Source organism: Achromobacter sp. DMS1, from assembly GCF_001270295.1.
This window is the reverse complement of sequence record NZ_LHSJ01000022.1, coordinates 31,942-52,965: the sequence shown is the minus strand read 5'-3', so window position 1 is coordinate 52,965 and position 21,024 is coordinate 31,942. Positions and strand designations below refer to the sequence as shown.

The window sequence follows — 21,024 nt, the reverse complement described above, 5'->3', positions numbered from 1 at the left end:
GTGGGCATGCTGCATCGTGTGTCTCCTCGAGTCGGAATGACCGGTCTTGCCTGTGCGCCGGAGCCTGGAGAGGCCGGCTTTTTTTTGATTATATGGATGGGTATTGCCGCGAATTCACGCCAGAAAAGTTGGTTGTGTTCTGCGCGAAAGCGGCATATTCCGGGGCTGCGCAAGCCGATACCATCGAAGCCGTGGCGGTTCGCCGGAACGCGGCGATGGAGGAAACCTGCAGATGCGTATCGATCGGATCGGCGCGCTGCGCGCGTCCCTGGGAGAGTGTCCCGTGTGGGATGCCGAGCGGCGGCGTTTATGGATGGCGGACTGCCGCAGCGGGCGGATCCATGCCCTCGACCCGGAAGGGGGACAGGCGCGGAGCTGGCTGCTGCCCGCGCCGCTAGGCTCTTTTGCGCTCAATGGAGACGACGAACTGGTCGTGGCCCTGAAGGAGGTTTTCGCGCTCTACCGTCCGGCCGACAACACGCTGCGCACATTGGCGCGCATCGACGACAGCCATCCCAACCTGCGCCTCAACGATGGCGTGCCGTTGCCCGACGGCAGTTTCGTGGCCGGCACGATGCACACCTGCCGGCAGGAGGGGCAGGAGCCGCTCGGAGGGCTTTATCGGCTGGATACCCGGGGCCGCCTGACGCGCATCGCGCAGGGCATCGGCGTGGCGAACGGTCCGAACGTGGATCTGCGCAACGAATTCTTCTATGTCTGCGACAGCGCGCAGCGCAGGATTTTCCGTTATCGCATGGACGGGGATGGCCGGCTCGGCGCGCGCGAAGTCTTCGTCGATACCGGGGCTTACGATTCGGCTCCGGACGGCTGTTGTTTCGATCTGGCGGGCGGCCTGTGGACCGCGCTGGTTCATGCGGGCGCCATCGCCAGGTTCGATGGCGCGGGCAGGCTGGACTTGCGGATAGACCTGCCCGTGACCCATCCCGCTTCGTTGTGCTTCGGCGGCGAGGACATGACGGACATCTTCGTGACGTCCATCAGCGACAGCGGGCGTCTGGCGGCCTCGGGGCCGCTGGATGGTTGTCTGCTCCGGCTTCGCGGCGTGGGCTTCGTGGGCGCGGCGCGGCCGCGTTGCCGGATACGCCCTTAGCGCCGGCAGGCGCCTGCCCGGTCATCCGGCGCCCGCCGCGGCCTTGCCGTAGGCCGTGAAGCGCAGCGTCTTGCCCGAGACGTGCGAGGCGATGAAGTCCAGGAACAGCCGGATCTTGGCCGGGATCATTGCCGTATCCAGGATGGTGGCGTACATGCCTTCTTCGAAGGTCGTGTTGGTGACGCGGTGGTCCGGGCACAGCCGGACCAGGGTGCCGCGCGTGATGTCGTTGTGCACGGTGTAGTCGTCCAGCAGGGCGATGCCTTCGCCCAGCCGCGCCAGCTCGAGCAGGGCCACGCCGTTGTTGGTGACGTGCCGCGGCTTGATCGGCACTTCTTCCTGGATCTCGTCCTGCTTGAATCGCCAGCAGTACTGGTCGCCGGGCAGGAGGTAGGCCAGGCAGGCGTGCTGCGCGACCTCGGCCGGCCTTGTCGGCGTTCCACGCGCGGCCAGATAGGCGGGAGACGCCACGAGGTAGCGCTCGCTCTTGAAAAGAATGCGCCGCTTCAGCCCGGCTTCGACGGGCGGCGAAATGCGGAAATCGATGTCGAAGTTGTTGCGCCTCAGGTCGGTCTTGGACTCGGACAGCACCAGTTCGACGAGGATGTCCGGGTACTGCTGGCGAAAGGCCGCGATGAGCGGAGGCAGCACGCCCAGCCCGAACATCATGCGCGAATGCACGCGCAGCGTGCCTTTGGGCGCGGCGCGGATCTCCGTGATGTTGCGGTGCGCCTCGTTGATGTTCCAGAGGATGCCTTCGAGCTGGCGGGCGTATTCCTGGCCGGCTTCGGTCAGCACGACCTGACGGGTCGAGCGCAGCAGGAGCTTGACGTTCAGCGCATTCTCGAACTCGGTGATCGTCCGGGAAACCGATGTGGCCGATACGCCGAATTGCCGCGCAGTCTCGGAGAAGCTCTCCGTTTTGGAAATCGACAGAAAGAGCTCCATCGCGCGCAGCCTGTCCATCATTCCTCCACTTTATGCAGCACAGAACGCCGCATTTATTGTATTCCAGCCATTACGGGCAGCCTTCTAGAATTTCCTTGAAGCTTCACGAACATTGAGGAGACATCATGGAATTCGGCGTATTCATTCTGGCGCAGCAGCGAGGTTATCACCAGTCGTCCCGGCAGGTCATCAACAACTCCATCGAACAGACCGTCGCGGCCGAGCAGGCGGGCTTCGACACGGCCTGGTACGCCGAGCACCACTTCAACAACTATTCCCTGTCGCCTTCGCCGCTGATGACGGTGGCGCACGCGGCGGCCAAGACGCAGCGCATCCGGCTGGGAACCGCGGTCTGCATTCTGCCGCTCTATCATCCTGCCCGGTTCCTGGCCGAAGTCGGCTTCGTCGATACGGTTTCCAACGGCCGGCTGGAGCTGGGCGTGGGCTCGGGCTACCAGGAATTCGAGTTCGAGCGCTTCGGCGTGCAGATCGCCGATTCCGGGGCCATCTTCAACGAGTTCCTCGACCTCATTCCCAAGGGGCTGACGCAGAAGATCTTCGAGCACGACGGGCAGTTTCTCAAGGTGCCGCCCAGTTCCATCGCGGTGCGCTGCCTGCAGGATCCCATGCCGCCGATGTGGATCACTTCGGGCAACCCCGTGACGCTGGGCCGCGGTGTGCGCGAGAATCACAATCTCTTCGTCACGGCCCTGCTCAAGGGCAACGACGCGATCGCCGAGCTGCGCGGCCGGCTGGAGAAAGTCGCCGCGGACAACGGCAAGGATCTGGACCGCGACGTGAAGTTCGGCTTTCTGCGCTGCGGCTATGCATCGGACAACAAAGCCGAGATCGACGCATACCTGGATTGCGCGCGCTTTCAGCGCCGCATCTCCGAAAGCCTGAAATACCGCCGCGCGCAGAGCGACGACGGCTACATGGTCAAGGAAGTCCCGTCGGAGAACGATCCGACCTTCGAGCAACTGCGCGGGAACCTGCCGGTGGGTTCGGTCAACCAGGTGATCGACAAGATGCTGGAAGAGATCAGCATCCTGCGCCCCAAGCACATTGCCTTGCAGACTCAACTGGGCGACTTCGACCAGAAGACCATGCTCAAGCAGATCGAGATCTGGGGCGACAAGATCATTCCCGCCATCCGCAAGGAAGTCGGCGCTTGCGCGCTGGCGGCGTAAGGAGCGCGTCATGCGTATCTACTTGAGCAATGCGGGCGCGATCTCGCTGCGCGAGCCGCTGGACTTCCGCCGGCTCGACGTCCTGGCCGACCCCCAGCCCAGCGACAGGCTCGAACGGGCCATCGCGCGGGTCGGGCGGCGCGAGGACGAGCGGCACATCCGCCTGTCGCCCTCGGTGCTGCGCTTCCTGTCGAAGCACGCGGGCGATCCGCAGTGGGAGGCGGGGTTCTCCGCGATGGTGGATTATGCGGCGCGCCACGGCTGGGTCGACGAGCGGGGCGACATCCGCGCCCACATGGTCGTGAACGAGCGCGACGACGTGGTGTCGGTCGACGACTTCAAGGCCGCGATGCGCGCCTTGCCCGCGGGCATCAGCGCGGTCAGCACCGGCGACGGCGAACAGGTGGCCGGCATGATCGTGTCCAGCCTCACGTCGATTTCCGCCGATCCGCCCATGGTCGGGTTCTTCGTGCAGCAGACTTCGTCTACGCGGGACGCCCTGCTGCGCAATGGCCGCTTCGTGGCCAACATCCTGGGCGAGAATCATGGCGGGGTCATCCAGGCTTTTCTGCGCCAGCCCCAGGGCCCGGCGCGTTTCGCGCAGGGCGGCTGGGTCGTGAACGAGCTGGGCTTGCCGGTTCTGCCGGATGCGCTGGCCAGCATCGAGTGCGACATCGTCTGCACCGAAGTGCTCGGCACCCACGATCTCATCGTCGGCAAGATGCGCAAGACCGCCTGCCGCCAGGCGCAGCCGGTCATCAATTTCAATGCCGCCACGCACCGCATCGCGCCCGTGCGGCTCCAGTAGGGCGGACGACGCCCGGCGCGCTTTGCCGGGGCGTCGGGCAGGGCCGGAGGGGGGAAAATGAAAAGCGGCGGGCCTGGCCCGCCGCTTTGGCGTGCAGCGTTCAATCCAGGACGATGCGGTTTTCCTTGATGACCTTGCCCCAGTATTGGCGGTCGGCTTCCAGCTGCGCATCCAGGGCTTGCGGGCCGCCGGCCTTTTCGGTCTGGCCGTTGGCGGCCAGCACCTGGCGAAAGCGCTCCGATTGGACCGTCTTGATGGCGGCCTCGGCGTACTGCCGGACCAGGTCGGCGGGCGTGCCCTTGGGCGCGTGCAGCGCCGTCCAGTAGCTGGCCTTGAGCTGGGGGTAGCCGAGCTCGGTCACGCACGGCACGTCGGGCAGCGCCGGGTCACGCCGGTCGGTGGTCAGGGCCAGGATCTTGATCTCCCCCGCCTTCTGGTGGTCGGCCAGGGCGATGGGCGTCATGTAGGAAAGGTCGTTGCGTCCGGTGATGAGGTCGATCAGGCTGGTCGGCGTGCTCTTGTAGGGCACGGGCGTCAGCGGGATGCCCAGCGTCTTGGACAGGATGAGGCCGTACAGGTCGGTGACGCTTCCGGGTCCCAGGGTGCCGTAAGTCAGGGCGCGATTTTCCTTCTTTGCGTAAGCCACGAGATCGGCAATGGAGTTCACGCCCATCGAGGATGGCACGGTGATGGTGAGCGGGCCGTCGAACATCATGGCCACCGAGGCGAAGCTGTCGAAGCCATACTGCAGATTGGGACGCAGCAGGATGTTCAGCGAAACCGGGCCCGACCCGCCCATGAGCAGCATGGCGCCGTCGGCCGGGGCGCGCGCCACCTGGGTCGCGCCAATGATGCCGTTGGCGCCCGGCTTGTTCTCGACGATGAACGGGCGGCCGACCTGGGCGCTCATGCCTTCGGCCAGCAGGCGCGCGAAGTTGTCGTTGGGCCCGCCGGACGCATAGGGAACGATCAGGGTCACGGGCTTGGGGGCGGCGCGCAGCGGCCGGGCAAGCATCATGAGCGTGCCGGCCGCGAGAAAGCTGCGGCGCGTGGGCTTGAACATTGTCTCTCTCCTTGTCCTGGACGCCATCTTCTGCCTTGCCGTTTTCCTGGCGGGATCCGGTCTTGTGCATGCTGGCCACAGGGTCGCCGGCGGGGGGGCCGGCCTTGGGTTGTCACAGAAGCCGATCATAAGTTTTATCGGTCCGCGCGATTACCCCACGGTTGTGCAGAACAGTTCTGCGGACCCGGAGAAACTGCGCGGCGGCGCGGGGGAGAAATGGATGACGGATGAGAACGGGCGGCGGTACATTTGTCGGGGCCGCATCGCCCAGCGACCCCGACCATCGGTTCCCTCGCCGTCCATCTTCCATGGCTACTCCATCGCCGCCTTCTCCTCTTGCCGACATCCTGCGCGCCGTCGTCCGGCGCTACCGCTTGCCGGATACGCCCGAGCTGATCGCGGGCCAGATGCGCAACGGGCCCGCGCAGGCGCTTGCCGTGGCGGTGGAGCAGGCCCGGCTGGCGCTGGCGCGCGGGGAGGCGCCGGGCGAGGAAACGAAACGCCGATTCCTGGACGCGCTCTGCCGCCTGATCCGCGACGCGATGCGCGAGCAGGGCGGCGACCCGGGTGTTTCAGGCCATGGTGCTCCGGCGCCGCGCCGCCCCGGGTGCGGGAGTACGCGTCGCTGGCCGCGCACGCGCAGCGGGATCGCCGGCGGATGCATGCGGCGGTGAATGCGGTTGCGCATCCCGCCCGGCGGCAGTCCGCCGATGCGACGGACCTGCGCGAGCGCTGCCGGCCTNGCGCGGCGGGCGCGGGCCCGCGCGTCACAGCTTGCCGTACTCCTCCACCGCCGTCTCGCGAAACGCCTGGATCAGCGCCAGCCGGGACGAACCGCGCAGCCAGATCAGGCCGAAGCGGCGCGGCTCGCACGGCGCCGGCAGCGGCAGCGCGGCCAGGCCCAGCCGCTCGATGGCCCCGTTGGTGGACAGCGGCAGGATGGCCACGCCCAGGTCGCGGCTCACCATGACGGCAATGGCTTCGATGGCGTTGAGCTCGAAGCGGTCGCGCGGCGTGATGCCGACCCGCCGCAGGTAGTCGTCGACGTGCCGGCCTCCCCAATCGTTGCGCTGATAGCGGATGAAGGGCTCGCTGGCCAGCAGGGCGTGGGGATCGCGCCCCGCCAGCCGGGGCGCCGCGGCCAGCACATAAGGCTCTTCGCGCAGAAGCTGCCAGCCCATGCTCTTGGAGAGCGGATAAGGCGCTTGCAGCGCGATGGCCGCGTCGATTTCCCCCGCTTCCACCGCCGGGTAGAAACGCGCGGAATGCCCCGGCGTCAGCGCCACGTTGACCAGCGGATGGCGCGCCACCAGCCTTTCCAGAATGGCCGGCACCACGGAATTGAGCGCGGTGTTGCCCGCGCCCAGCCGCAACTCGCCCATGACCTCGCCCGAGCGCGCCAGATAGCGGATCTGCTCCAGGCTTGCCAGCACCTCCTGCACGGGCGCGAGCAGCTCCGCCGCCTTGGCGGTCAGGTGCACCGTGCGTCCGGCGCGCGCCACCAGCGGCGCGCCCAGCTCGTGCTCGAGCGCGCGGATCTGCTGCGCCACGGCGCCATGGGTCAGGCCCAGCCTGCGGGCGGCCTCGGCCATGGAGCCGTAGCGGGCCACGGCCACGAGCGTGTGCAGGAAATCGGTGTTCATGATGATAGATATTCTATCTTTTGATCGAATCTCCGCTGGCCCACGCGCACGGGCTCCCAGGTCAAAATCCGGCCCAGGAGATATTCATGAAAAGCAAGCTGTTCGTGCCGGCCTCGCGCCCGGAACTCTTTGAAAAAGCCATGGCCAGCGAGGCCGATGCGATTTCCTTCGACCTCGAGGATGCCGTCGCGCCCGACCGCAAGCCCGAGGCGCGCGCCCTGCTCGCCGACTGGCTGGCGCGGCGCGCCGCCGCGGTGCCAGCCGCCGCGCATCCCAAGAAAATTATCGTCCGCATCAACGCGGCCGACACGCCCTGGTACGCCGACGATCTCGCCGCGCTCGGCCGCTTGCCGGTCGACCTGCTCAACGTGCCCAAGACCGAGGACGCCGACGCGGTGCGCCGCGCCATCGAACAGGCCACGGCCGCGGGTTTTCGCGGCGGCTTCCTGGTCAACGTCGAAACGCCGCGGGGCCTGGCGCGCGCGGCCGGACTCGCCGCCGCGCACGAGCGCGTCCGCGGCCTGCAGCTAGGGCTGGCCGACCTGTTCGAGCCCCTGGGCATCGAGCGCTACGCCCCGGAAACGCTGCGCCCCGTGCTGCTGGCCGTGCGCCTGGCCGCGGGCGCGGCGGGCAAGTATGCGCTGGACGCCGCCTATCCCCGCGTGCAAGACCCCGAAGGCTTCCGCGCCGAGGCCCGGCTCTCGCGTTCGCTGGGCTTGCTCGGCAAATCGTGCATCCATCCGAGCCAGGTCGCCATCGCCAACGAGGTCTTCGGTTTTTCCTCCGAGGAAATCGAGCATGCGCGCCGCGTCGTGGCCGAAAGCCGGGCGCGGCCCGGCGTGGGCGCTTTCCTGCTCGACGGCCGCATGATCGATGCCCCCTTCGTGCGCCGCGCGCGCGACGTGCTGCTGGCGGCCGGCGCAGGCTAGGCGCTGTCCGCGCGCCTTTTTCTTTTCCCACGGATTCCGAACGACCACCCTATGCAACAACCCGCTGTTTCCGATCTTCCCCTGGCCGGCGTCAAGGTGCTGGACCTGAGCGCCTACATCGCCGGCCCGTACGGCTGCGCGCTGCTGGGCGATCTGGGCGCCGAGGTCGTCAAGATCGAGCCGCCCGAAGGCGACAACCTGCGCAAGTATCCGTCCACCCTGGCGGCCGAAAGCCGGGCATTTCTCGGCATCAACCGCAACAAACGCGGCATCTGCCTCAACCTCAAGGAGCCGGCCGGCTACGAAGTGTTGACGCGGCTGGTCCGCGAAGCGGACGTGCTGGTGCACAATTTCCGCCCGGGCGTGCCGGAACGGCTGAACATCGGCTACGCCACGCTCGCGGCCGTCAATCCGCGCCTGGTGTACTGCGCCATGACGGGCTACGGCGCCCGGGGCCCCATGGCCGGCCACGCCGGCTACGACCAGGTGCTGCAATCCATGACGGGCATGTGCGCCTCGCAGGGCAAGCCCGGCGGACCGCCGGAAATCCTGTACGGTTCCGTGGTCGATTACTACGGCGCCGCGCTGATCTCCAGCAGCGTCTCGGCCGCGCTCTACCGGCGCGAGCGCACCGGCCGCGGCCAGGCCATCGAAGTCTCGCTGCTGGGCAGCGCCCTGGCCATGCAGTCCGCGCGGCTGGTCTGGGCCGACGGCGAGCCGCGCGCCATCGAGCGCGACATGCGGTCGGGCGGCATCACGGGCATCCATCCCACGCGCGAAGGCTATCTGTACATCTCGGCCAACACGCCGCACTTCTGGCGCGCGCTGTGCGGCCATCTCGGCCTGGACGAACTGGCCGAACACCCCGACTACGATACGGTCAAGAAGCGCGCGGCCCGCGCTGACGAGCTGGTGCCCCGGGTGCGGCGCGCCCTGGCGGGCGCCAGCGCCGCCGAATGGGCCGAGCGCTTCGGCCAGAGCGTGCCGTGCGCGGTGGTCAACCGCGTGGAAGACATGTTCGACCACCCGCAGGTCCAGGCCATGGGCTTTATGCAGACCCTGCGCAACCCCCAGGCCGGCGAGTACCTGGGCCTGGCGCGCTGGGCGCGCTTCGACGAAGGCGGCAACAGGGACGGCGCCGCCGCCCCGCCGCGCGGCGCCCCGGGCCTGGGCGAGCACAGCCGCGCCATTCTGGCCGAACTGGGCTATGGTCCGGCGGAGATCGACGGGCTGCTGGGAGGCGCGGCGGTGCGCTAGCCGCCGCGCCAGCCGCCGCATCAACAACGACGCTCGACGAAAACGGGCGAGGAGACGACGAGGCCATGAGCCAGACACCGCGTTACCGCCAGCGGCCCGAAGGGTCGAACTGGGGCGATTTCGGTCCCGACGACCAGTTGGGCACCCTCAACCACCTGGACCGCGCCGCGCGCCTGGCCGCCGCGGCCGAGATCCGCGAAGGGCTGTCGTTCTCGCTCAGCCTGCCATTGACGGTGCCGCGCGCGCCGGTGCTGAACCCGAGGCGCAAGGGCCCCGTGATCCGGCCCGCCGAGAAGAACGGCGTGCCCGTCTACCGCTACCCCCTGGCCAACGACGTGCCCGGCGCCACCGACGTCATCAGCGACGACAGCGTCACCCTCTCGCCGCAGTACTCCACCCAATGGGACGCCCTCGGACACGTGGGTTCGCTCTACGATGCCCGGGGCAACGGCACGCCCCAGCCCACGGGCTACAACGGCTACACCGTCAGCGCGCCCGGCCGCGAAGGCTTCGCCGGCACGCGCGACCTGTCCATCGCCCCCATGGCGCGCCACGGCATCCAGGGCCGGGGCGTCATGGTGGACCTGCGCGCGCATTTCGGCGACGAACAGCGCAAGGTCACCCACGCCGACCTCATGCGCGTCATGCAGGCCGACGGCGTAACCGTGCGCCCGGGCGACGTGCTGTGCCTGCACACCGGCCTGGCCGATCTCGCGCTCACGCTGGCCGACAACGAACAGCACCGGCTGAAGACCCGTTGCTGCGTGCTCGACGGCGGCGACCCCGGCCTGCTCGCGTGGATCACCGACAGCCGCATCGCCGCCATCGCGGCCGACAACCACGCAGTCGAGCTGCGCAACCATCATCTCGACACGGAGCGCGGCGCGCTGCTGCCCCTGCACGAACACTGCCTGTTCAAGCTCGGCCTGCCGCTGGGCGAGCTATGGCACCTCACGCCGCTCGCGCACTGGCTGCGGCGGAACCATCGCCACGCCTTCTTCCTGACCGCCGCCCCGATGCACCTGCCGGGCCTGGTCGGCGCGCCGGTCAACCCCATCGCCACGGTCTGACACCCGATCCCCGGACCGCCCGCCCCCCTGACGACACAACGATTCCAACAAGCCCCCCGCTTCCCGCACAGGAGAATGGAGCAGACATGAAGAAACGCACTCACCTGGCCCGCGCCGCCCTGGCCGCGGCCCTCGGCCTGACCGCCGCGGCGGCCGCGCAGGCCGCCGGCTATCCCGACAAGCCCATCACCGTTGTCGTGCCCTATTCCGCCGGCGGCGGGGCCGACAACGCCGCCCGCATCATCGCGCAAGGCATGGCCGAAACCAGCGGCCAGAGCGTCGTCATCGAGAACAAGGGCGGCGCCAGCGGCTCCATCGGCGCGGCCTACGTGGCGCGGGCCAATCCCGACGGCTACACCGTGCTCTACGACGCCTCGGCCTTCGCCATCAATCCGGCGCTGCGCAAGCTGCCCTATGACGCGAAGAAAGACTTCATTCCGGTATCGCAGGCGGTCAGCGTGCCCAACATCCTGGTGGCCGCGCCCGGCTCCGCCTTTGGTTCGCTGTCCGATTTCATCAAGGCCGCCAAAGACCAGCCCAACCACTACACCTACGCATCGTACGGCCCCGGCAGCCTGGCCCAGATGGCTGCCGAACTGCTGAAGAAAGACACGGGCATCAAGGCCATCCACGTGCCGTACAAGGGCGGTGCGCCCGCCATCGTGGACGTCATGGGGGGGCAGGTCGACGTGTACTTCGCCAATGCCGCCTCCAGCCTCAACTACGTCACCGGCGGCAAGCTCAAGGCCCTGGCGGTGTCCTCGTCCAGGCGCATGCCCGAACTGCCCGACGTGCCCACCGTGGCGGAATCCGGCGTGAAGAACTTCGACGTGGTGGAATGGAACGGTTTCTTCCTGCCGGCAGGCGCGCCGCCCGAGGTGGTGGCCAGGCTGCAGGACGTGGTCCAGAAAGCGCTGGCGCGCCCCGAAACCCGGGAAAAGCTCGGCAAGCTGGGCCTCACCCCGGTGGGCAGCAGCGCCGCCGACTTCGCCAGGTTCGTCGACGAAGAGCAGACGCGCTGGGCGGAGGTGGTCAAGGCCAACAACATCCAGGTCAACTGACCGCCCCGCCCGGGCATGGCCAGGGACGCCTGCGCGCCGGCGTCCCTGGCTTTATGCTCGCCGTACTTCCCCGAACAAGGAACCTCGATGAGCCGCAAAGACGATTTCGAGCAAGGGCTCGCCAACCGGCGGGCCGTCCTGGGCGACGCATGGGTCGATCGCTCGCTTTCGCGCGCCACCGGCTTCACGGCCGAATACCAGAACCTCATCACGCGTTATGCCTGGCACGACATCTGGAGCCGCGACGGCCTGCCTCGCAAGGCGCGCCGCATGATGGTGCTGTCCGTGACGCTGGCCCTGGCGCGCTGGGAGGAATTCGAATTGCACGTGCGAGCGGCGCTGACGGCCACCGACGACTCCCGGCTCTCGCCCGACGAACTCAAGGAAGTGCTGCTGCAGAACGCAATCTACGCCGGCGTGCCCGCCGCCAACACCGCCTTCGGCCTGGCGCAGAAGATCCTCGCTGAGGCGGCCGGCGAAATCGGCTACGCGCTGGAACCGGCCGATCCGCGCGAGGCCGACCCGCTCGGCGCCCGGCGGCCGCCGCCCGCCCCGATGGAGAATTGACGAGTTCCGGAATTGGGCAGAAACCAAACCGATGCGACGGCCCGTCGCTTTGCTTGTGCCGATCGATACGCTTTGCGCAGCGGAGCCCTGACATGCAAGGGATGAGGACACGTCGCCATGCAGAACCGTCCGTCCGCACCCCAGGCCGCCTTTCGCCCCGGCGCCCTGCTCCTGGCGCTTTGCGGGCCCGGCAGGGCAAGACGAGCGACATCGCCTCCAACCTGTTCGACCTGTATTTCACGCCCGTCATCGCCGGCTGCCATTTCTCCGAAACGCAGCACCTGTCGCTCAGCCTGAACGTCTGGGCGCCCACCGGCTATCGCAACGCCCCGCTATTCGGGCTGGACGTGATGGCCCGGAAAATGTTCGGCAACGGACTGGGACTGGGCCTGGTAGCCGGGACCCGGCTGCAGCTGGACAAGGACTCGGGCCCCACGGCGGACCGCCTCGACGGCTTCCGGGGGCACGACTTCGCCCTGGGCCCCATCCTCACCTACGATCGCAAATTGGCCGACCAGCGCTCGCTGTCGCTGTCCCTGCGCTGGGCGCCCACCATCGCCAGCACGCGCCGCCTCGACAGCACGGCCACCTTCATGGCAAGCGCCGCCCTGATTGTCTGACGCGGCACGGACAGCGGCCCGCGCGCCAGTCGCAGCATCGGATACTGGCTGAGCACGCCGCCCCATTGCGGCGAGGTCAGCAGCTGGCGCCAGACCGGCTCCAGCAGCCCTTCATCCGCCCGCGGCGGCGCCAGGGCCGAGGCGAACGCCAGGCTGGCCGGCGCGGACAGCAACTGCATCCGGCTGGCGGCGCTGAGCAGCCGGGGCGCGGCGTCGGCGGGGGCATCGCAGCAATAAAGCACGGTTTCCGCCAACCGCGCCTCGTCGGCCGTCAGCGCATGCAGCGACGCGCCCCGCAGGCGCGCCACGCCTTCGCGCGTTTCGAAGGCATACGTCTCGCGCTCGTCCGCCTGCGCCAGCAGGCGCAGGCCGCGCAGCAGCCGCGGCAGATCGGTGGCCGCCGCGTCCGCCGAGGCCTTGGCCTCCACCAGCAGGCAGACCTCCCAGGCTTCCGTTTCATCGGCCGTCGCGGGCCGTCGCAGCAACACCGCGTCCCACTCGCTCTTGGCGCGATCGGGGCTGCCCGGTATGGTGGCCGGCACGCGCATCGACGTCGCCACGCGGTATGCCGCCCGGCCGCGCTCCGCGGTTTCGAGCCGCAGCGCCAGCGCCCGCAATGCCCGCGCGGCCAGCGCCTCGACCCGGGCGCCGCGCCGCTGCGCGGCAACCCCTTGCGCCGCCGCCCCGGCGCTTCCCCGAAACCGGGCCCTGCCGGCCCCACAGCGCCTGGTGTCGCGCACCAGCTCATCGGACATCAACGATTCGAGCCGCTGCAGGCGATCCNCCTACCCGGCCGGACCTACTCCGCCTGCGCCAGCAGGGCGCGCAGGATGTCGCGCCGGCTCACCACGCCGACCAGCTTGCCGTCGCGGGTCACGGGCACCCGCTTGATGCCGCGGCAGACCAGGATGTCGGCGATCCGCGCCAGGCCGGTGCTCTCGTCCACGGCCACGGGCGGGCTGCTCATCACGTCGCGGGCGGTTCTTTCGGCCAGGTGCAGGCTGCGCAGGAACTCCGGGTTGAGCGGATGTCCCTCGGCTAGCTGGGCCAGCCAGTGCTCCTGCTTGCGCTGGTGCACGCTGTCCTGGCGGCGCACCAGGTCGCCTTCGCTCACCAGCCCGATCAGCCGCCCGTCGCTTTCGGTCACCATGACGGCGCTGATGTTGCGGTCCAGCATGGTGCGGATGATGGCGGATACGGGCGTATCGGGCGTTACGCTGAGCGGGTCGGGGGTCATGAGATCGCGTGCTCGCATGGCGGTTCTCCGGAAAAGGCGGCGGATCACTCGACGGCGACTTTCCGGCTCGCGCCGCCGGCCTTCTTGGGCAGGTTGAGCGTCAGCACGCCGTTGTCGTACGTGGCCTTGGCCTGGGCTTCGTCGATCGGGCCGGCCAGGGTCAGCATGCGCTGCGCGCTGCCCCAGTACCGCTCGCGCTGGATGACCCGGCCTTCGGATTTGACCTCGTCCTGCTGCTCGCGGTGCGCGCGGATGAGCACCGTGGCGCCGTCGATCTGGACGTCGATGTCTTCCTTGGAGAAGCCGGGCGCGTCGGCCTTGAGAATGTAGGCGTCCGGGCTTTCGGTGATGTCGATGTCCATGCGCGGCGCGTCTTCTTCGGCGCGCTGCCGGATGGGTCTGAGGAACGCTTGGAAAACGTCGGAAAACGGGTCGGATGAGGGAATCAGGCGCGACATGGAAGTCTCCTCGAGGGGCAAAGGCAAAGAGCTGCCTTCCCGTCTATATTGATCCTGCGCGGCCGGGCAATCTTGATCCGCGTCAAGCATCGATGTTTTGCCGGGTCGCGGCGCCGCGCCGCGTGCGAAGCTGGGGCCGCGAAGCGCATGGTTTCGCGCGCCGGAGGTCCGGGGATCGGGAGAGGTTTCATGTTGAAAAGCCTGCAATTGCGTTTTCTGGGAGGCGCCGGCACGGTGACCGGCTCGCGCCATTTGCTGGAGGCGGACGGCCGCCGCGTGCTGCTCGACTGCGGCCTGTTCCAGGGCCTCAAGCCGCTGCGGCTGCGCAACTGGGCGCCGTTTCCGGTGCGGCCGGCTTCGGTCGAGGCGGTGGTGCTGTCGCACGCGCACCTGGACCACTCGGGCTACCTGCCCAAACTGGTGCGCGAGGGGTTTCGCGGCCCCATTTATTGTTCGGCCGGCACGCGCGACCTGTGCGAGATCCTGTTGCTGGACAGCGCGCACCTGCAGGAGGCCGACGCCGATTACCTGAACCGTCATGGGATTTCGCGGCACAAGCCGGCGCTGCCGCTGTATACGGTGGCCGATGCGCAACGGGCCATCGCGGCGCTGCGGCCCGTGGCGTTCGATGAGACGGTGGCGCTGCCGGCCGGACTGCAACTGCGCCTGAGGCGCGCCGGCCACATCCTGGGCGCGGCGGTGGTGGAGGTGGACTACCCCGGCGGCAGGCTGGTGTTCTCGGGCGACCTGGGGCGCTACGAAGACCCGCTCATGCCCGCGCCGCAGGCGGTCGCCGAGGCGGACTACCTGCTGGTGGAATCCACCTACGGCAACCGGGCGCACCCCAAGGACGACCCGCGGGACGTGCTGGCGGAGATCATCCAGCGCGCGATCCGGCGCGGCGGCACCGTCGTCATTCCGTCGTTCGCGGTGGGGCGCGCGCAGTTGCTGCTGCTGCACTTGTGGCGGCTCAAGCAGGCCGGCCGCATTCCGCGCGACCTGCCCGTGTACCTGGACAGTCCCATGGCCACCGACGCGGTGGACGTGTATCTGCGGCACGAGCGCGACCAGCGGCTCACGGCCGCCGAGGCGCGGGCGGCCTACGGAGTCGCCACCTATGTGCGCGACGTCGAGCAGTCCAAGGCGCTGGACGCCTCGGCCATGCCGAAGATCATCGTGTCGGCCAGCGGCATGGCGACGGGCGGGCGCGTCATCCACCACCTCAAGCATTACCTCCGGGACGCCCGCAATACCGTGCTCTTCGCCGGCTTCCAGGCGGTGGGCACGCGCGGCGCGGCCATGCTGGACGGGGCGCCCAGCGTGAAGATCCATGGCGAGTACGTGCCGGTCAAGGCCGAGTTGCAGAATCTTTCCATGCTGTCGGCCCATGCCGACGCCGATGAAATCATCCGGTGGCTGCGCGGGTTTTCCAGGCCGCCCAGGGAAACGTTCATCGTCCATGGAGAGCCCGGCGCCGCCGACGCCCTGCGGCTGCGCATCCAGGACGAACTGGGCTGGTCCTGCCATGCCGCCGAGCCCGGCGAAACCGCCACGCTCCGGGGCGCGGCTTCCGGATCGGCGTAACCCTATTCGCAGGCGGCGCAATCGCCGGGCGGCGAGCAAGGGCGCTGCGGCGCGTCGCGGGCGTACATGACGGCGTCCATTCCGGCGGCGGGGCGGAACAGCGTCAGACCTTTCAGGCCGGCTCGCCATGCCTGCAGGAACAGGGCCTGGGCGCGTTCCAGCGGACAGTCGGCCGGCACCGGCACGCTTTTGGAGATCGCCGCGTCGACCAGGGGCTGCAAGGCGGCGAGCATGGCGACGTGATCCTCCGGCGCTATGCTCGCCGCGCTGAGGAAACAGGGCGGCAGCGGCGCGTCTTCGCCCATCAGGTGCCGCCAGCGCCGCCAGGCGTGGTTCTCCGCGCGGGTCTGGACGGGAGCCTCGCGCCCCAGCCGCACCATGCGCGTGTACACCCAGTCGAAAGCCGGTTCGATGCCGTTGGAGCAGTTGTCGCCAAAGGCCAGGCTGACGCTGCCCGTGGGCGCGAAGGAAAGCAGGTGGCTGTTGCGCAGGCCGTGCCGGCCGATGGCCCGCCGCACGGCGGCAGGCAGCTCGGCGCCTACCCTGTCCGCGCCCAGGTAGTCTTGGGGGCGGTAGAGCGGAAAGGGGCCGCGTTCGGCCGCCAGGGCGGCCGAGGCGGCATAGGCATGATCCCGGATGATGCGCACCGCGTCGCGGGCGGCGGCGCGGCCCGCCTCCTCGTCGTAGCGCAGGCCGAGCATGGCCAGCATGTCGGCCAGCCCGGTGATGCCCACGCCGATGCGCCGCTTGGCGCGGGCCTCGGCGCGTGCGCGGGCAGGGGCCAGCGCGTCAGCGCCAGGACGTTGTCGAGCAGGCGCACCTGGATGCGCGTCATCCGGGCCAGCCGGCCGCGCTCCAGCGTGGCGGGTCCGCCCACGCCGAAGGGGTGCGAAACCAGTCGCGAGAGATTGATCGGCCCCAGCACGCAGCTTCCGTAGGGCGGCAGCGGCTGCTCGCCGCAGGGGTTGGTGGCGCTCAAGGTTTCGAGGGCGCGCAGGTTGTTGGCGCGGTTGATCGTGTCCAGGTAGAGCAGGCCGGGCTCGGCGCTTTCCAGCGCCTGTTCGGTGATGGCCCGCCACAGCGCCCGCGCGGATTCGCGGCGGTACTGCCAGAGACCGTCCGGCATCCGGAACGCGCCCCGGGCCCGCGCGGCGGGGCCGGGAGCGGCGCGATGGCAGAGCGTCCAGGGCGCGTCGTCGACGACGGCCTGCAGGAAGGCGTCGCTTACCGCCACGGAGAGATTGAAGCCGCGCCAGCGCTTGCGGCCCGCCTTGGCGCGCGCAAAGGCGAGCAGGTCGGGATGGGTGCACGACAGCACCGCCATCTGCGCGCCCCGGCGGGCGCCCTCGAACGCCAGCGCGGCCGATGCCGCGTCGTAGCGGCCGATGGCCTCGCAGGCCGAGGGCAGGCCGCCCCTATCCTGCGCGTCGGCGGGCGGCAGCACGGAAAAGTCGTAGCCCACCCCGCCGCCCATGGACAGCGTCTTGCAGGCATCGGCCAGGCCGGCCTCGAACGACGCCGCTCCCCGTCCGGCGCCGACGGGATGCACGAAGCAATTGACCATGGTGCCGGTCCGCCGCGCGCCGGCGTTGGCCATGATGCGGCCGGCCCCGATCGCGCCCTGCTCCATGTTGCGCAGGAATGCGCGCGCGACGGCCTCGCGGCGCTCGGGGCGTTCGGCCTGGGCCAGCGCCAGCGCGACGCGGCGGTATATCTGCGAGGCGTTGTGCTCGCCCGGGCCGGCGTAGCGGTCGGCCAGCACCTGCCGGCTGACCGGCTGCGGCGCCGGCGGCGCGGTATCGGCGCGCGGAGACGGCACGGAAGTTCCGGCGCTCAATGCGAGGGCGCCGCCGGCGCGCCGTCCGCCGCTTTCTCTTCGACGCCGCGCACCAGCAGCACGGGCACCGGGGCGCTGCGCAGGACGTTCTCGGCGCTGCTGCCCAGCATCAGGCGCCTGACGCCGCGCCGGCCGTGCGTGCCCAGCACGATGAGGTCGGCGCGCCAGTCCCGCGCTTCCTCGAGTATGCATTGCGGCACCGTCCGGTCCAGATTGGCGTACAGGTTTGTCTCCACGTCCAGCCCCGCCGTGCGCACCCGCGCCGCGCCTTTCTCCAGGACCTCGGCGCCGTTCTTCTGCAGCAATTCGAGCAGCTCGCCGGCGTAGACGCCATAGGCGTCGATGGCCAGCGCGAAAGACAGTTCGTCGACGATATGAATCAGCCGCAGGCGGGCATGCGTGAGCGTGCCCAGGCGTATGGCTTCGGTCAGCCCCTGCTCGGCGGTCGGGCTGCCGTCGATGGGAACGAGTATGCGTTGATACATGGAACACCTCCGTGCGGTGGACAAGGGTATGCCTGCTGGCGCATGGCTATGCGTCCGGGCGCCGCCCGGCGGCCGTTTCCCCGGCGGCCGTTTCCCCGGCGGCCGTTTCCCCGGCGGCGTCGGGCCAGCGCCAGTCGCGGATTTCCGGGGCGTCCACGCCTTCGGCGCGCGCATAGGCCAGCAGGTCTTCCTGCTTCCGGAGCCAGCGCTGCCGGGCGGGCTCGCTGCACGTGCGCAGGCGCGGGACGCGTTCCAGCACGTTCATCGCCAGGCTGTACCGGTCTATGCCGTTCAGCGCCGCCAGTTCGAACGGCGTGTTCACGTCGCCTTTCTCCCGATAGCCGTGCACATGGAAATTCGGCTGGTTGCGGCGCCGGTGGCAGAGCTTGTGGATGAGCGCCGGATAGGCATGGAAGTTGAAGATCACCGGCTTGTCGGCGGTGAACAGGGCGTCGAATTCCTCGTCGGGCAGGCCATGGGGATGGTGGCTGGGCGAAACCAGCGTGAACAGGTCCACCACGTTGACGAAGCGGATCTTCAGGCCATGGAAGCTGGCCTTGAGCAGGGCCGTGGCCGCCAGCGCCTCCTGCGTGGGGATGTCGCCCGCGCAGGCCATGACGAGGTCGGGCTGCTGGTCGACGAAGGTGCCGGCCCAGTCCCATCGGCCGATGCCCGCGGCGCAGTGGCGGATCGCGCTGTCCATGTCCAGATAGACGGGGTGGGGCTGCTTGTCGGCCACGATGACGTTGACGTAGCCCGTCGAGCGCAGGCAATGGTCGGCGACGCTCAGCAGGCAATTGGCGTCCGGCGGCAGGTAGATGCGGACCACGTCGGGGCTCTTGTTGGCGACCAGGTCCAGGAAGCCCGGGTCCTGGTGGCTGAATCCGTTGTGGTCCTGCCGCCATACCAGCGAGGTGATGAGCAGGTTCAGCGAAGCGACCGGCGCGCGCCAGGGCGCTTCGTTCCTGGCCTTGTCCAGCCATTTCGCGTACTGGTTGAACATGGAGCCGACGATGTGGGCGAAGGCCTCGTAGGTGGAGAACAGGCCGTGCCTGCCGGTGAGCAGATAGCCTTCCAGCCACCCTTGCAGCGTGTGCTCGCTGAGGATTTCCATGACCCGGCCGTCGGGCGATAGCTCGCCGCCGTCGGCGTCGCTGTCCAGCATCTGCGCCATCCAGGTCTTGGGCGAGGCGGCGTAGATGGGCGCCAGCCGGTTGCTGGCGGTTTCGTCGGGGCCGAACACGCGGAAGCGGTCGAGGTTGCGCTGCATGACGTCGCGCAGGAAACCCCCGAGCTGCTGCGTCGCCTGGGCATCCACCCGGCCCGGCGCGGGGGTGGCGACCGCGTAGTCGCGGAAATCCGGCAGATCCAGCGCCTGGCGCAATCGGCCGCCGTCGGCATGGGGGTTGGCGCTGATGCGCCGCTCGCCCTGGGGCGCCAGCAACCGCAGTTCGGAAATGAGGCGGCCCCCGGCGTCGAAGTGCCGCTCGGGCCCGTAGCTGCGCATCCATGCCTGCAAGGCGAGCAATTCGTCGGGCCGGCCGGCGGGGTCGGGAAGCGGTATCTGGTGGGAGCGCCACGAGCCGGCCACGCGGTGGCCGTGCAGCTCCCTCGGGCCGGTCCAGCCCTTGGGCGTGCGCAGCACGATCATGGGCCAGCGCGGCCGCTTCAGCCTGCCGCGCGCGCGGGCCTGGGCCTGGATGCCGCGTATTTCCGCCAGGCATTGTTCCAGGGCGCGCGCCATCTTGCGGTGCATGCGCGGCGGATCGTCGCCTTCGACGAAGTGCGGCCAGTAGCCGTATCCCTCCAGCAGCGCGCGCAGTTCCCGGGCCGGGATCCGCGCCAGCACGGCGGGGTTGGCGATCTTGTAGCCGTTCAGGTGCAGGATGGGCAGCACCGCGCCGTCGCGGCGCGGATTGAGGAATTTGTTGGAATGCCAGGACGCGGCCAGCGGACCGGTTTCGGCCTCGCCGTCGCCCACCATCGCGGCGACGATGAGCGAGGGGTTGTCCAGGGCCGCCCCGTAGGCGTGCGACAGGCTGTAGCCCAGCTCTCCGCCTTCGTGGATGGAGCCCGGGGTCTGCGGCGTGCAGTGCGAGCCGATGCCCCCGGCGGCGGAAAACCGCTGGAACAGCCGCAGCATGCCGGCCTCGTCCTGCCCGCATTCGGGGTACAGCTCCGAATAGCGGCCGTCCAGGTAGGCATGGGCCAGCACCGCGGCCGCGCCGTGGCCCGGGCCGCAGACATACATGAGGTCGACGCCGTGCACGCGGATGAGACGCTCCAGGTGGACCAGGGCGAATGTCTGGCCGGGGCAGGTGCCCCAGTGTCCCAGCAGCCGCCGCTTGATGTGCGCCGGCTCCAGCGGCTCGCGCAGCAGCGGGTTGTCGCGCAGATAGAGCATGCCCGCGCACAGGTAGTTGGCGGCCTGCCAGTAGGCATGCATGCGTGCCAGTTCGGCCTGGGAGGGCGGGATCATGGTTGGCGGTCCTTCTGTGAAGAGGGCGGCGGCGACCATTCCGGCCGCCGGTCGCGCCCGGTGTCGACGATGATGAGATAGCGGCCCGCGCCGCCGGCGGTCGTGCGGTCGGTGCGCAGCACCCAGGGCGGGCGCTCGCGCTGCGCGGCGATTTCGTAGTCGGCGTCGAGCAGGCCGTAGCGGTCGATCAGCCGGTTCAGGCTGGACGGAATGCGGATGCAGCCCTTGGACTGGACCGTGCCCAGCCGCTTTTCGAGAATGGGGTCGGTGGAGTGCAGTTGCAGCCGCATGGTGCCCGCCTGGCCGTCGCCCCAGCCCTTGCGCGCCTGCTGCCAGCCGAAGTCGTAGACTCTTTCGCCCTTTATGCCGTAGCCCCGGATGCCGTTGGCGTTTTTCGTGCCCTCGGCGCGGAAGTCGGGGTTGTCCAGCGAATGCCCGAAAACCCCCGTGGGCGTTTCGAAATGATCGAACTCGCCCAGGCGGCCCGTGGAAACCGGCGCGGCGCCGAGATACCGTGCGGGCGCGTCGGCGGGCAGCCAGTAGAGCAGGGCGGCCTGCGCGTTGGGGTTGCGGTCCACGACCAGGACGTATTGGGGGGCGATCAGGAAAATGCCCGCGGTTTCCAGCGCGCGGCGCGCCAGGTCGCCGTAGCGCGACTGCTCGGCCTGCGGCACGGC

18 protein-coding genes and 3 pseudogenes are annotated in these 21,024 nt (G+C 69.3%); 11 read left to right on the top strand and 10 right to left on the bottom strand.

Features of this window, described 5'->3' with window-relative positions; translation table 11 throughout:
• Positions 1-232: 232 nt before the first annotated feature.
• Positions 233-1,111, top strand: coding sequence for an SMP-30/gluconolactonase/LRE family protein (locus AD428_RS04775; RefSeq protein ID WP_053244361.1), 879 nt, complete (start codon positions 233-235; stop codon positions 1,109-1,111).
• Positions 1,112-1,132: 21 nt separating this feature from the next.
• Here the strand turns inward: AD428_RS04775 and AD428_RS04770 are convergent, their stop codons facing one another.
• Entirely contained in the window at positions 1,133-2,080 is a 948-nt protein-coding gene (locus tag AD428_RS04770; RefSeq protein ID WP_235489096.1) for a LysR family transcriptional regulator, read from the bottom strand.
• Positions 2,081-2,184: 104 nt separating this feature from the next.
• Between AD428_RS04770 and AD428_RS04765 the strand changes: the two genes are divergently transcribed.
• Both AD428_RS04765 and AD428_RS04760 read left to right on the top strand, forming a co-directional pair.
• A complete protein-coding gene (locus AD428_RS04765; RefSeq protein ID WP_053244359.1) occupies positions 2,185-3,249 on the top strand; it encodes an LLM class flavin-dependent oxidoreductase in 1,065 nt (354 codons plus the stop codon).
• 10 nt (positions 3,250-3,259) lie between these two features.
• The gene (locus tag AD428_RS04760; RefSeq protein ID WP_053244358.1) at positions 3,260-4,057 is read left to right on the top strand and encodes a flavin reductase family protein; all 798 of its coding nucleotides are present in this window, start codon (positions 3,260-3,262) and stop codon (positions 4,055-4,057) included.
• 100 nt (positions 4,058-4,157) lie between these two features.
• Here the strand turns inward: AD428_RS04760 and AD428_RS04755 are convergent, their stop codons facing one another.
• Entirely contained in the window at positions 4,158-5,120 is a 963-nt protein-coding gene (locus tag AD428_RS04755; RefSeq protein ID WP_053244357.1) for a tripartite tricarboxylate transporter substrate binding protein, read from the bottom strand.
• 308 nt (positions 5,121-5,428) lie between these two features.
• Between AD428_RS04755 and AD428_RS04750 the strand changes: the two genes are divergently transcribed.
• Complete coding sequence (locus tag AD428_RS04750) at positions 5,429-5,794, top strand: hypothetical protein (protein ID WP_152967985.1); 366 nt, start codon at positions 5,429-5,431, stop codon at positions 5,792-5,794.
• Between the two features lie 93 nt (positions 5,795-5,887).
• Here the strand turns inward: AD428_RS04750 and AD428_RS04745 are convergent, their stop codons facing one another.
• Positions 5,888-6,763, bottom strand: a complete 876-nt coding sequence (locus AD428_RS04745; protein WP_053244355.1) for a LysR family transcriptional regulator — start codon at positions 6,761-6,763, stop codon at positions 5,888-5,890.
• 86 nt (positions 6,764-6,849) lie between these two features.
• On the opposite strand from AD428_RS04745, the gene AD428_RS04740 reads away from it, so the two are divergent.
• The 6 genes and pseudogenes from AD428_RS04740 to AD428_RS24395 form a co-directional block, all read left to right on the top strand.
• On the top strand, positions 6,850-7,692 hold the full coding sequence (locus AD428_RS04740) for an HpcH/HpaI aldolase/citrate lyase family protein (RefSeq protein WP_053244354.1): 843 nt from the start codon (positions 6,850-6,852) through the stop codon (positions 7,690-7,692).
• 51 nt (positions 7,693-7,743) lie between these two features.
• Complete coding sequence (locus AD428_RS04735; RefSeq protein WP_053244353.1) at positions 7,744-8,949, top strand: CaiB/BaiF CoA transferase family protein; 1,206 nt, start codon at positions 7,744-7,746, stop codon at positions 8,947-8,949.
• Positions 8,950-9,014: 65 nt separating this feature from the next.
• Complete coding sequence (locus AD428_RS04730) at positions 9,015-10,019, top strand: cyclase family protein (RefSeq protein ID WP_053244352.1); 1,005 nt, start codon at positions 9,015-9,017, stop codon at positions 10,017-10,019.
• An 86-nt stretch (positions 10,020-10,105) separates the two neighbouring features.
• Positions 10,106-11,080, top strand: coding sequence for a tripartite tricarboxylate transporter substrate binding protein (locus AD428_RS04725; RefSeq protein ID WP_053244351.1), 975 nt, complete (start codon positions 10,106-10,108; stop codon positions 11,078-11,080).
• 87 nt (positions 11,081-11,167) lie between these two features.
• Positions 11,168-11,647, top strand: coding sequence for a carboxymuconolactone decarboxylase family protein (locus AD428_RS04720; protein WP_053244350.1), 480 nt, complete (start codon positions 11,168-11,170; stop codon positions 11,645-11,647).
• Positions 11,648-11,829: 182 nt separating this feature from the next.
• Positions 11,830-12,267 (top strand): annotated as a pseudogene (locus AD428_RS24395) (transporter); the annotation flags it as partial.
• On the opposite strand, the pseudogene AD428_RS27480 reads toward AD428_RS24395, so the two are convergent.
• The 3 genes and pseudogenes from AD428_RS27480 to AD428_RS24390 all read right to left on the bottom strand — a co-directional run.
• Positions 12,246-13,050, bottom strand: a pseudogene (locus AD428_RS27480) (3-deoxy-D-arabino-heptulosonate 7-phosphate synthase); the annotation flags it as partial. The pseudogenes AD428_RS24395 and AD428_RS27480 sit on opposite strands and share 22 nt — an antisense overlap.
• Positions 13,051-13,066: 16 nt before the next feature.
• A complete protein-coding gene (locus AD428_RS04710; protein WP_053244348.1) occupies positions 13,067-13,522 on the bottom strand; it encodes a CBS domain-containing protein in 456 nt (151 codons plus the stop codon).
• Positions 13,523-13,548: 26 nt separating this feature from the next.
• Positions 13,549-13,962 (bottom strand): Hsp20/alpha crystallin family protein, encoded by a 414-nt coding sequence (locus AD428_RS24390; protein ID WP_053244347.1) that lies wholly within the window; start codon positions 13,960-13,962, stop codon positions 13,549-13,551.
• Between the two features lie 189 nt (positions 13,963-14,151).
• On the opposite strand from AD428_RS24390, the gene AD428_RS04700 reads away from it, so the two are divergent.
• Complete coding sequence (locus AD428_RS04700) at positions 14,152-15,546, top strand: MBL fold metallo-hydrolase RNA specificity domain-containing protein (protein WP_053244346.1); 1,395 nt, start codon at positions 14,152-14,154, stop codon at positions 15,544-15,546.
• A 2-nt stretch (positions 15,547-15,548) separates the two neighbouring features.
• Here the strand turns inward: AD428_RS04700 and AD428_RS04695 are convergent.
• From AD428_RS04695 to AD428_RS04680, 4 genes and pseudogenes are all read right to left on the bottom strand, one after another.
• Positions 15,549-17,365: pseudogene (locus AD428_RS04695) on the bottom strand (adenosylcobalamin-dependent ribonucleoside-diphosphate reductase).
• A 14-nt stretch (positions 17,366-17,379) separates the two neighbouring features.
• Entirely contained in the window at positions 17,380-17,868 is a 489-nt protein-coding gene (locus AD428_RS04690) for a universal stress protein (protein WP_053244345.1), read from the bottom strand.
• Positions 17,869-17,914: 46 nt separating this feature from the next.
• The gene (locus AD428_RS04685) at positions 17,915-20,347 is read right to left on the bottom strand and encodes a phosphoketolase family protein (RefSeq protein ID WP_082308260.1); all 2,433 of its coding nucleotides are present in this window, start codon (positions 20,345-20,347) and stop codon (positions 17,915-17,917) included.
• Positions 20,344-21,024, bottom strand: a 681-nt coding sequence (locus AD428_RS04680; RefSeq protein ID WP_082308259.1) for a L,D-transpeptidase, incomplete at its 5' end; no start/stop codon positions are given. The genes AD428_RS04680 and AD428_RS04685, both read right to left, overlap by 4 nt.

What these genes read in the sequence shown, in the direction of transcription:
- AD428_RS04760 (WP_053244358.1), top strand. Translation starts at nt 3,260, where the DNA reads ATGCGTATCTACTTGAGCAATGCGGGCGCGATCTCGCTGCGCGAGCCG.
- AD428_RS04725 (WP_053244351.1), top strand. Translation starts at nt 10,106, where the DNA reads ATGAAGAAACGCACTCACCTGGCCCGCGCCGCCCTGGCCGCGGCCCTC.
- AD428_RS04730 (WP_053244352.1), top strand. Translation starts at nt 9,015, where the DNA reads ATGAGCCAGACACCGCGTTACCGCCAGCGGCCCGAAGGGTCGAACTGG.
- AD428_RS04685 (WP_082308260.1), bottom strand. Translation starts at nt 20,347, where the DNA reads ATGATCCCGCCCTCCCAGGCCGAACTGGCACGCATGCATGCCTACTGG.
- AD428_RS04690 (WP_053244345.1), bottom strand. Translation starts at nt 17,868, where the DNA reads ATGTATCAACGCATACTCGTTCCCATCGACGGCAGCCCGACCGCCGAG.
- AD428_RS04700 (WP_053244346.1), top strand. Translation starts at nt 14,152, where the DNA reads ATGTTGAAAAGCCTGCAATTGCGTTTTCTGGGAGGCGCCGGCACGGTG.
- AD428_RS04745 (WP_053244355.1), bottom strand. Translation starts at nt 6,763, where the DNA reads ATGAACACCGATTTCCTGCACACGCTCGTGGCCGTGGCCCGCTACGGC.
- AD428_RS04765 (WP_053244359.1), top strand. Translation starts at nt 2,185, where the DNA reads ATGGAATTCGGCGTATTCATTCTGGCGCAGCAGCGAGGTTATCACCAG.
- AD428_RS04720 (WP_053244350.1), top strand. Translation starts at nt 11,168, where the DNA reads ATGAGCCGCAAAGACGATTTCGAGCAAGGGCTCGCCAACCGGCGGGCC.
- AD428_RS04740 (WP_053244354.1), top strand. Translation starts at nt 6,850, where the DNA reads ATGAAAAGCAAGCTGTTCGTGCCGGCCTCGCGCCCGGAACTCTTTGAA.
- AD428_RS04735 (WP_053244353.1), top strand. Translation starts at nt 7,744, where the DNA reads ATGCAACAACCCGCTGTTTCCGATCTTCCCCTGGCCGGCGTCAAGGTG.
- AD428_RS04750 (WP_152967985.1), top strand. Translation starts at nt 5,429, where the DNA reads ATGGCTACTCCATCGCCGCCTTCTCCTCTTGCCGACATCCTGCGCGCC.
- AD428_RS04770 (WP_235489096.1), bottom strand. Translation starts at nt 2,080, where the DNA reads ATGATGGACAGGCTGCGCGCGATGGAGCTCTTTCTGTCGATTTCCAAA.
- AD428_RS04710 (WP_053244348.1), bottom strand. Translation starts at nt 13,522, where the DNA reads ATGCGAGCACGCGATCTCATGACCCCCGACCCGCTCAGCGTAACGCCC.
- AD428_RS24390 (WP_053244347.1), bottom strand. Translation starts at nt 13,962, where the DNA reads ATGTCGCGCCTGATTCCCTCATCCGACCCGTTTTCCGACGTTTTCCAA.
- AD428_RS04775 (WP_053244361.1), top strand. Translation starts at nt 233, where the DNA reads ATGCGTATCGATCGGATCGGCGCGCTGCGCGCGTCCCTGGGAGAGTGT.
- AD428_RS04755 (WP_053244357.1), bottom strand. Translation starts at nt 5,120, where the DNA reads ATGTTCAAGCCCACGCGCCGCAGCTTTCTCGCGGCCGGCACGCTCATG.